Raw genomic sequence first — 9,674 nt, 5'->3', positions numbered from 1 at the left:
ATTATGGCATTTTGGGGCGAATCTTTGGCAAAACTGCTGGAGATTGCTTGCCAACAAGCAGAAATTATTGCCAAAAATCCCCCCCCCACACCGCCTGAATACCCTGATCCTCCTGACTGGGCAATTCCTTTTCCAAGATACTTCCAGCACCAAGCGGAAGATTATCTTTTGCGAGAGCAAATCGTTGACCGAGTCATGAGCGATCGCCTAGGCAAGCAGGTGAAAAAAGTGGCACAAGATACCTTGAACAATATAGTTCTAGATGATGAGGGAAATTTACGTGGTGAAAGCAAATTTTCCTACGTGCTTAGCTTAAATCCCAAAGTCAGTCTTCAAGTTTATGCTGCTGATGGAGAAAGTTTTAACAGTATCAAGAAAGACAAAGTTAGATGGTCGATCACACAAGAAGATTTAAAAAACCATCAAGTCTTAATTTTTCTATGTTTGTTTTACCCATTTACTGGTCAAAGAGGTTATGAGAAGCAGGCGATCATAGCAGGTTTTTTACCCACAAATCAACTTGAATTTAGTGAGCCAAAATCGTATATTACCCCAAGCCAGTTGTTGTACGCGGGAGGGCTGAGTTGGTATTTAGAATCACTGAGTACTCAAAAAGACAAGCTAAGAGTCTTGAATGAAATTGTGATCACAGAAGCGACTCAGACTCTACCATCAGACCATCCACTCAAGACAATAGTAGGTGAATGGGAATGCTGGCAGACCTTAAAAGGACATACCAGGGGAATTAATTGCTTAGCCTTCAGTCACAGGGGTAACAACGGCAACACATCTCCTCTTGTAGCAAGTGGTAGTCGTGGGGAGACAAAGCTATGGGATTTGACCAAAGGTGAGTTAGTAGGGACATTATCAGAATATCCTTGGATTTTATCTGGGTTGGTTGATGAAGTGAATTCCCTAGCTTTCAGTCCAGATGGGCAGACATTAGTCAGTGCTGGTGCAGACTCCACAATTAAACTTTGGCACGTAGGGGCACAAGACTTGATTGATATTTTGCACAAGCATAATGGAATGGTGCGGTGTGTAGCCTTTACCCCAGATGGACGAATGTTGGCAACCGGGGGGGATGATAGAACAATTATGTTTTGGGACTTGATGCAGCGTCAGGTTGCTACTGCCTTATCTCTAGAAGATACAGCAGCCCATTCACTTGCTTTGAGTCCTGATGGACAAACTCTCATCACAGGGAGTTACCGCAAAATTAAAGTCTGGCGCATGTCCCAACAGGAAGCTGAGATACCTTTGGTTCCCGAATTGCTGCACTCGTTTACAGGTCATTCCCATATTGTTCGTTCCTTGGCTGTCAGTACGGATGGCAAAATTTTGGTCAGTGGTAGTCGGGATAAAACGATTAAAATTTGGCACTTAGAAAATGGGGAATTACTTAGGACATTGAACGGACACAGAGATGGAGTCTACGCCATTGCGTTGAGTCCGGATGGACAAATTATCGCCAGCGGTAGTGCAGATAAAACGATTAAGTTGTGGCACCTACAAACGGGAGAACTGCTTGGTACATTTACAGGTCATACACACACGGTGACAGCATTGGCTTTTACTGCTTCAGGGGAACTATTAGTGAGTGGGAGTTTAGATAAGACGATTAAAATTTGGCAGCGGAGTTAACAGGATTTTCGATGCTAAATTGTAGAGACGTGAAGCGCAAAGTTTCTCACGTCTCTACAATAGGTAATTCTCATATGACAAATGATATTTGAAGAATATATTCGCCAGATAACTTTGATGAAGTTCAAGTTTATTCCGAATTAACTTGGCTGCGTTTCCTATCCTCAGAAAATAGTATAGTCGTTCCAAATCCTGTAAGAAATAAACAAGGAGATTTTCTTACACATATTAATCTTAAAGGTAGTGAAAGCTTATGGCTGTGCTGCTTGTTTGACTGGCTTGAAGGACAAGAATCTAGCAAGAACCTTTCCTCGGAATTGATAGAGAACATAGGTGAGACAATAGCACACCTTGAAGAGTTTATTTAGGCTTGACTAAAAATTAAAAAGGAATTGACTTATGACTATAGCTAGTAAATCTAAGCTGACCTTAGAAGAGTTCCTAAAACTTCCAGACACTAAGCCAGCATCAGAATATATTAATGGAGAAATTATTCAAAAACAAATGCCTCAAGGTGAACATAGCCTCATTCAAACTAGTTTTTGCGAACTCATCAATGGAGTCGGTAAAAAACAGAAAATTGCCATAGCTTTTCCAGAACTTCGCTGCACCTACCCTGCGGGAAGCCGCTCTTCGAGCGTCTACGGAGGTCAATCAATCGTTCCTGATGTTACTGTGTTCAGATGGGAAAGAATCCCATTAAAACCATCTGGTAGGATTGCTAACCGCTTTGAAATTCACCCCGACTGGGCAATTGAAATTCTTTCCCCAGACCAAAGACAAACAAAAGTTCTTGGTAACTTGTTGTATTGCTCACGATGTGGCACTGAGTTAGCGTGGTTAATAGACCCTGAAGAAGAAAGTGTTTTGGCAGTGTTCCCTAATCAACGAGTGGAAGTCTATGAAGGTTCGGCTCAATTGCCCATACTTAATAATATTGAGTTAGAACTGACGGTTGAACAGATTTTTAGCTGGTTGACTTTGAGTTGAGGTGCAGGTGAGCAAATTTTGGATAAAAAAAGCGATCGCACTCTTGAAATTGCGATCGCTACAAATTCAATCTAACAAGTATAAAAAAACAAGTAGGTTTTGGGAGAGTGCCGCGACGCCGGCCTCTACGTTCCACTGGGGCGCGGACATATCGTAAGTAATTAGCCCACCTTTGCACATTTAGACAGCAGAGGAGCAGGGGGGACTCACCGGTCCCCTCTGGGGATAGGGGGGAGAGAGGAGCAGGGGAGTTTCATGCCCCTGACTTTCCACATCCCGTGAAAAATCAGAGTTGCCAATCTCTCCGGAATAGAAAGAATCGAAACTGTAGCATACTTTGTCGGCACACTCTAACTAACCTTGATTACTAACTATGAAACTCAACAAAAATCAACTTGATTTACTTGGCACTGTCTTAGGTGTTGTTGCAGGTGTTTCCACTGTCCTCACTACCCAAGGCGTTATTGATCAAAAAGTTGGCGGTAGCGTTGGTGGCATTGCTACTGTTTTGCTAGGGGTTGTTGTCCAAAGACCAACGGATGCAGAACCAACTACTCAACAAGTAGAACAGGAAGAAGTCAAACAAACAAAAGTTTAACGAATGTTGCGACTGCAACGAAGCACAATGCCCTAACGGGCTATTGGGCAATCAACTATTACTAACTTTATATCAATCAACCAGTTGAAGACATTTGTAGCTACTTAACTGTGATTTGAGGCAAGTTGCAGGTGAGGAAATTTAGGCTAAAAAAAGCGATCGCCACACCTTAGAGCGATCGCTTTTCAATTCTTTCAAAAATCTTACTTACACAAGAAGTGTTTGCATCAAAGGCTTATCTTCCGATAACTTACCCGTCCGCAACCATTCTGCCAGTTCATCTGGCGCTTTGGCTTGGTTGAGGTGTTCCCTCAGTTTTGCGCCTTCGAGAATTTCCTTCTGCAACAGTTCCTGTGCAGTTTCCTCCAGTAAGTCGCGGTTTTCTTGCAAAATACTCAAAGCAATGTGATGAGCATTATCTACAATTTGTTTTACCTCACGGTCAATTTCTTTTGCCACTTCCGGACTAATTGAACGACGCGGGTTACCATATCCTTCAATAAACTGCTGCTGAACTTTTTCAAATGCGATAGGACCAAGTTTATCGCTCATACCGTAGACAGTCACAGCGCGTTCTGCAAGGTCAGTCGCTTTTTGAATATCGTCACTCGCACCCGTGGACACTTTGCCAAAGACGGTTTCTTCTGCAGAACGTCCACCCAATAAGATAGCGATGCGACCACGAATTTCGTCTTCTATCATCAAAAAGCGGTCTTCTTCTGGCATTTGAATGGTGTAACCCAAAGCACCAACACCACGAGGAACAACAGAGATTTTTTCGACTTTACCAGATCCTGGCATCAAAGCACCGATAATGGCGTGACCAACTTCGTGATAAGCAACAGTCTTTTTCTCGGTTTCATTGAGGACGCGAGAGCGTTTTTCCAAACCAGCAACAACGCGCTCAATAGCTTCATTAAAATCTGCCATGATCACTGCTTCCCGATTTTGGCGTGCAGCAAGGAGTGCAGCTTCGTTGACAAGATTGGCTAAATCTGCTCCAGCAAATCCAGGCGTTCTGATAGCGATGGTTCCCAAGTTAACATCATCAGCCAATTTGACATTTCTAGCATGAACTTTGAGAATCGCTTCACGACCAATTTTGTCTGGACGATCCACGACCACTTGACGGTCAAAGCGACCAGGACGACGCAGTGCTGGATCAAGAACTTCGGGACGGTTGGTAGCGGCGATGATGATAACTCCAGTATTAGCATCAAAGCCGTCCATTTCAGTTAGTAACTGATTCAGGGTTTGTTCCCGTTCATCGTTACCACCTACAAACCCACCAGCACCACCGCGAGACTTACCGAGTGCGTCCAATTCATCAATAAAGACAATACAAGGCGCTTGTTGTTTTGCTTGCTCGAATAAGTCGCGAACTCGTGCAGCACCGACACCAACAAAGAGTTCGATAAATTCAGAACCAGAAATACTGAAGAAAGGGACACCAGCTTCACCAGCAATTGCTTTCGCGAGAAGTGTTTTACCCGTTCCTGGAGGTCCTACCAACAACACACCTTTAGGTATTTTCGCTCCTAATTTGGTGTATTTATCAGCATTTTTGAGAAAGTCAACAATCTCTTCCAGTTCGGCTTTCGCTTCATCTACACCAGCAACATCAAGAAATTTTACACCAGTGCTACCTTCAGAGTAGATACGAGCCTTACTTTTACCTACTGTCAGTGCTGCGGGACCACCGCCGCCCCGATTGAGCAAAAAGCCCCAAATACCAAAGAAAATTAATGGTGGTACAACCCAGTTTAAAAGAACGCTAATCCAACCATTTTGGTCTGGTGGTGGTGCGGCAAACTCTACGTTATTGTCACGCAGAATTTTAGGTAAATCTAGGTCGATCGCCACTGGTGTTGTTGCGAAAACTTGTTCTGTGGCTTGACCATCTGGGGTTTGAGTTTTGAGGGCATACTCAATGCGATCGCCCCCCACAATCGCCCGATCTACTTTACCTGTTTGTACCTGAGCTATAAAATCGCTATAAGGAACTTGCGGTAATTTAGGACCGAAAAAGCTAGGAACAATCGCGTTCAGGAGAAAAAGAAGGGTCAATAGAATGAGCAAGCTACCACCAAACTGACGTATTCTTGGTGGTTTAATTTGGCGTTTTTTATTATTAGTTTCAACTGGCATTTCTTGATTTCCCCTCCAATAATTTATTTTCTATTTATCGTTATTTTTTTAGTTTCTACAAATAGCAAATAACTACCTCACGTTAATAAAAGAGCAAATAAACCACACAAAGCGATACCATCAAATACCCCAGCACCACCAATACTCAGGACTCCTGAACTCATAGCTTGAATGTCCTTTAGATGCAGTAAGTCAGCACCAATCAAGGTTCCAAGAACACCACCCGCAAAGGCAACAGGAGCCGCATGATTTGCCGCAAGTAACATTGCAGACAAAGCAGCGGTCAAAGGAGCCAGCAACGGATTCATCTGTATACCAATTCCAGGGACAACACGTGCTGCATAATAGCTAACCAGTGTGACAATAGCTGTCACTAACAAAATAGCGAGAGCGTTTCCTTGTGTAAATTGGTAAAGTGCTAACAAGACAGGGATCAAGCCTCCGCCCACATTCAAAGCTATCACAGTAGAACGCTGTACTTTTGTTAGGGGTATACCCCAATATTCCCTCACCCATAAAGAAGCAAGGTCATTTGCCATTGTTACAGAGGATTCGGTACGGTACACAGGGATATTGATGGTACTGGTCAATATCACTAGCGTAAATAATAAAGTTGCGATCGATGGGGAAAACCCTAATTTTGCAACTGCAATTTCCACCACATCTACTGCCACAACAAACCAAAAAAAAGGTAGGAGCAGTAATAACACCAGAAATAGCAGCAGCGACACTGGCAAGTAAATCATGGCGGTTTATAATGCAGAGTGTTGTCTGTGGCTCTGCTTGAATTTATTTTAAAGAATGAGACATATTTTTCTATTTCGTGTCTCCCCCCCAGATAAATGTGAATTGCCGTACTTGTTATGCAAAATCAGCTTGGATTTGTTTTAAAAGTGTTTCTTCTCTCGACTGGACTCTCAGTTTTAATTAAGTATATTCTTCCGAATTTATATATTCCAGCGACAGCAACCAACGCCCTCATAATCGTTTTTTTGCCAACCGTCATTCTGGCAAGTGTTTTCTTCTGGCGATTGCAACGACAGCAAAATTAACAAAAAACGTCTAGGCGAGAACTGCTAAAATTAGCTAGCCTAGCTGCAGCGACAAGAAGTAGCAGTTCGTCAATAGCCAGGAGTCAGGTAGTGAATCTAGGTCAATGGATAGGGTTAATCGCTTTAGTTCTTTCTTTGTACATTCTGTGGCAGATTCGGGAAGTCCTGTTACTGATGTTTGCTGCAGTTGTTTTAGCAACTACCTTAAATCGACTGGCTAGAAGGTTGCAGCGCTTTGGAATCAAGCGTGGAATTGCGGTTTTCTTGTCAGTTGCAATCTTTCTAGGCTTGATTGTACTTTTCTTCTTCGTGGTTGTACCGCCTTTTGCAGTTGAGTTTCAAGCACTCACAAAACAAGTCCCTCAAGGGTTGGCGCGGTTTAATACTTGGCTGGATTACTTAAAAGACCGCATTCCTGCCCAACTCACTGCTTATATACCGGACTTGAATAGCTTGATTCAACAAGCACAGCCTTTTATCAATCGTGTGCTAGGAAATTCCTTAGCCTTAGTCTCTGGTTCCTTAGAAGTTCTCCTCAAGACTTTACTGGTGCTGGTGTTGACAGGAATGTTCCTCGCCGATCCTGCGGCTTACCGAAAGGTCTTTGTGCGGCTGTTTCCCTCGTTTTATCGACGGCGAGTGGATGGGATTTTAGATAAATGCGAGGTGTCATTGGAAGGATGGGTAACCGGCGCTTTTATTGCTATGAGTGTTGTGGGACTGATGAGCGTGATTGGTTTATCAATTTTGCGTGTGCGTTCAGCACTGGCTTTGGGAGTTTTAGCAGGATTTTTGAACTTGATTCCTAATCTTGGTCCTACGATGAGCGTGGTTCCAGCAATGGCGATCGCCCTTTTGGATGCTCCCTGGAAATCTGTTGCTGTATTTATTCTCTACTTTATCATTCAGCAGGTTGAGAGTAACTTCCTCACGCCCATTGTTATGGCGCATCAAGTGTCGCTGTTACCAGCTGTTACCTTAATTGCCCAGTTGTTTTTTGTCACATTCTTTGGTTTCTTAGGCTTGTTTCTTGCACTACCCCTGACAGTTGTCGCTAAGATTTGGGTGCAAGAAGTGTTGATCAAAGATGTTTTGGATCAATGGGGTGATAAATCTCATAGAGAGACTGAGTTTGTGCTTGTTTCTGATGAACCACAAACAGAGAAATCTGCTGAAAATTCCGTAGATGAATAGGAGCAGCTAATTTAAGAGTAGTGGGGACTGTGCTTGCATTGGTGTCAACTTAACGTTCAGCCTTGATTCCACGTTGGTTTGACCTCACCCCCGTAAAGCTACGCTTCACGTCCCCTCTCCTTACTAAGGAGAGGGGCGGTTTTGGCGCAAGACAAAACCGGGGTGAGGTAAGCGCGACAATTATGGACGAGTAGAATAAGGATTTGTACCAAACGCCGCGACCTGTTGACAGTTCACTTTGCTGGACAAGATTAGCTTTGAAGTGATATCATGTAAATTCCTAATCTCGCTATAGGGTGACTAGCTCAACGGTAGAGCAGTGGACTCTTAATCCATTGGTTGCGGGTTCAAATCCCTCGTCACCCACTTTTTGAATCCAGGTTGTACATTAACTAAATCGCTGGAGATTTGAATCCGGCATTACTTTCTTTTAAGAATATCATCACAAAGGTGACGGTCATCATCCTTAACATTAAGGTTATTGTTCAGATAATCAGAAGCCCAAGCACAACCACCTCTGAGTAAATCATCCAAATCCATATTCCATAGTATTACTGTCTTGTCCTCACTTCCAGTGGCAATCGTCTGACCATCCGGGCTGAACACCACACTCATGACTGGACCGTTATGCCGTTATATAATACCTACCCAAAGCTGTCCATTACTGGAAATATCTACCTTGGGCTTCGATTAATTCCTCGCTTCATCCTGGTTCGTTCGGACGAAACCAGTCCACGGGCTTCTCCACCACCTAACTGGCGGCTACGTACAAACTGAGGTTTATCGCTGCGTTCAAGTCACGGTCTATAACAAAACCACAATGATCGCATTCAAACACTCGCTCACTCAATGTGAGCGTTTCTTTTTTGGTTCCACAGTTAGAGCAAGTCTTACTGGATGGGAACCATCTGTCAACGACTACCAGCTTTGAACCATACAACTCACACTTGTAAGTTAGCTGGCGACGAAACTCAAAGAATGACATGTCAGCAATTGCTTTAGCGAGTTTGTGATTTGCCAACATTCCAGATACATTTAAGTCTTCAATTACTACTGTGCCGTGGTTCTTGGCAAGCAGTGTTGTGAGCTTGTGCAACGTATCTTTTCGGATGTTGGCTATCTTTCTGTGGAGTCTCGCTATTTGTATCTGGGCTTTCTTCCACTTAGTTGAACCGATAATTTTATGACGATTCAACCATTGCATTCTAGATAACTTAGCTTCATATTTCTTGTAGGACTTAGCACCAGGTACTACTTCGCCAGTCGATAATGTCGCCAATGTTTTGACACCCAGGTCAACACCTACAACGTCGGTGTGTTCGGTAGCTTGAGCCTCAACCTCATGACGGAAGCTGATAAACCATCTCGTTGCCTCGCGGCTAATAGTAACTGACTTCGGTTTTAGTTGTGGTAGACGTTCATAGGTTTTGAGTACACCAATTACAGGTACTTGGATTTTGTTGTTTCCAAGAATTTTCACTGTACCTTCTAATGTGAAAGAGTCGCGTCTACCTTTCTTTTTGAATTTGGGAACACCAGCCGTCTTGTTAAAACAGCGCTTCCAAGATTCACGCAGTGCCATTAACGCTTGTTGTGGAGTAGACTTGCTGACTTCGTAGTACCATTCATGTTCAGACTTCACCAGTGCCACTAACCATTTATGCAAGTCAATAGCACTAGGGAACTTAATCTTGGAGTCAGGATTAGCTTTATTGTGATCTAGTATCTGCTTAGTCAATCCCAGTCCCCAATTCCAAGCGTGACGAGCAACTCCACAATGTTGAGCAAATGCTTTGCGTTGTTGATTATTCAGTTTCAATTCAGTCTTGAAACCTAACAGCATTACTGCACCTCTTTAACAACTTGGGTCATACCATCAATCAATTTCTTGTTCTTCTTGCTTCTAGAGCCATAAAGGCGAGCGCTAAACACAGTGATAAGTTCAATCATGTCTTGTACCAGTTCTTGCTCAAAAGGTACTTCTTCGTTGGATTTATTGATAATGACAACTTCAGTCTCAAACTCCTCACATATTGCAAAAACAAGCT

At 43.2% G+C, this 9,674-nt stretch carries 8 protein-coding genes, 1 tRNA gene and 2 pseudogenes; 6 read left to right on the top strand and 5 right to left on the bottom strand.

The window, feature by feature from the left end:
- The 3 genes from DP116_RS17145 to DP116_RS17135 form a co-directional block, all read left to right on the top strand.
- Positions 1-1,644 (top strand): WD40 repeat domain-containing protein (locus DP116_RS17145; RefSeq protein WP_246275669.1); only part of this gene is annotated, 1,644 nt, incomplete at its 5' end.
- 399 nt (positions 1,645-2,043) lie between these two features.
- Entirely contained in the window at positions 2,044-2,634 is a 591-nt protein-coding gene (locus DP116_RS17140; protein ID WP_169156329.1) for a Uma2 family endonuclease, read from the top strand.
- A gap of 373 nt (positions 2,635-3,007) precedes the next feature.
- Positions 3,008-3,232 (top strand): hypothetical protein, encoded by a 225-nt coding sequence (locus tag DP116_RS17135; RefSeq protein WP_169156328.1) that lies wholly within the window; start codon positions 3,008-3,010, stop codon positions 3,230-3,232.
- Between the two features lie 207 nt (positions 3,233-3,439).
- Here the strand turns inward: DP116_RS17135 and ftsH are convergent, their stop codons facing one another.
- Together ftsH and DP116_RS17125 are read right to left on the bottom strand one after the other, a co-directional pair.
- Complete coding sequence (gene ftsH, locus DP116_RS17130; RefSeq protein WP_169156327.1) at positions 3,440-5,380, bottom strand: ATP-dependent zinc metalloprotease FtsH; 1,941 nt, start codon at positions 5,378-5,380, stop codon at positions 3,440-3,442.
- 77 nt (positions 5,381-5,457) lie between these two features.
- Positions 5,458-6,126, bottom strand: a complete 669-nt coding sequence (locus DP116_RS17125; protein ID WP_169156326.1) for a DUF1614 domain-containing protein — start codon at positions 6,124-6,126, stop codon at positions 5,458-5,460.
- A gap of 117 nt (positions 6,127-6,243) precedes the next feature.
- Between DP116_RS17125 and DP116_RS17120 the strand changes: the two genes are divergently transcribed.
- From DP116_RS17120 to DP116_RS17110, 3 genes are all read left to right on the top strand, one after another.
- Positions 6,244-6,432 carry a hypothetical protein gene (locus tag DP116_RS17120; protein WP_169156325.1) on the top strand — a complete coding sequence of 63 codons (189 nt, stop codon included), beginning with the start codon at positions 6,244-6,246 and terminating at the stop codon, positions 6,430-6,432.
- A gap of 90 nt (positions 6,433-6,522) precedes the next feature.
- Positions 6,523-7,626: an AI-2E family transporter gene (locus DP116_RS17115; protein ID WP_169156324.1), complete on the top strand. Its 1,104-nt coding sequence runs from the start codon at positions 6,523-6,525 to the stop codon at positions 7,624-7,626.
- Positions 7,627-7,920: 294 nt separating this feature from the next.
- Positions 7,921-7,992 (top strand) — tRNA-Lys (locus DP116_RS17110).
- 54 nt (positions 7,993-8,046) lie between these two features.
- Here DP116_RS17110 and DP116_RS17105 read toward each other — a convergent pair.
- The 3 genes and pseudogenes from DP116_RS17105 to DP116_RS17095 form a co-directional block, all read right to left on the bottom strand.
- Positions 8,047-8,244 (bottom strand): annotated as a pseudogene (locus DP116_RS17105) (WD40 repeat domain-containing protein); the annotation flags it as partial.
- Between the two features lie 133 nt (positions 8,245-8,377).
- Positions 8,378-9,469, bottom strand: a complete 1,092-nt coding sequence (locus DP116_RS17100; protein ID WP_169156322.1) for an RNA-guided endonuclease InsQ/TnpB family protein — start codon at positions 9,467-9,469, stop codon at positions 8,378-8,380.
- Positions 9,469-9,674 (bottom strand): annotated as a pseudogene (locus tag DP116_RS17095) (IS607 family transposase); the annotation flags it as partial. The gene DP116_RS17100 and the pseudogene DP116_RS17095, both read right to left, overlap by 1 nt.

Source organism: Brasilonema bromeliae SPC951 (genome assembly GCF_012912135.1).
Taxonomy (GTDB): Bacteria; Cyanobacteriota; Cyanobacteriia; order Cyanobacteriales; family Nostocaceae; genus Brasilonema; species Brasilonema bromeliae.
This window is presented reverse-complemented; position numbering and strand designations above follow the sequence as displayed.

Bases quoted from the DNA above. Each gene is read 5' to 3' on its own strand.
- DP116_RS17140 (WP_169156329.1), top strand. From the start codon at position 2,044: ATGACTATAGCTAGTAAATCTAAGCTGACCTTAGAAGAGTTCCTAAAA.
- DP116_RS17135 (WP_169156328.1), top strand. From the start codon at position 3,008: ATGAAACTCAACAAAAATCAACTTGATTTACTTGGCACTGTCTTAGGT.
- ftsH (WP_169156327.1), bottom strand. From the start codon at position 5,380: ATGCCAGTTGAAACTAATAATAAAAAACGCCAAATTAAACCACCAAGA.
- DP116_RS17125 (WP_169156326.1), bottom strand. From the start codon at position 6,126: ATGATTTACTTGCCAGTGTCGCTGCTGCTATTTCTGGTGTTATTACTG.
- DP116_RS17120 (WP_169156325.1), top strand. From the start codon at position 6,244: ATGCAAAATCAGCTTGGATTTGTTTTAAAAGTGTTTCTTCTCTCGACT.
- DP116_RS17100 (WP_169156322.1), bottom strand. From the start codon at position 9,469: ATGCTGTTAGGTTTCAAGACTGAATTGAAACTGAATAATCAACAACGC.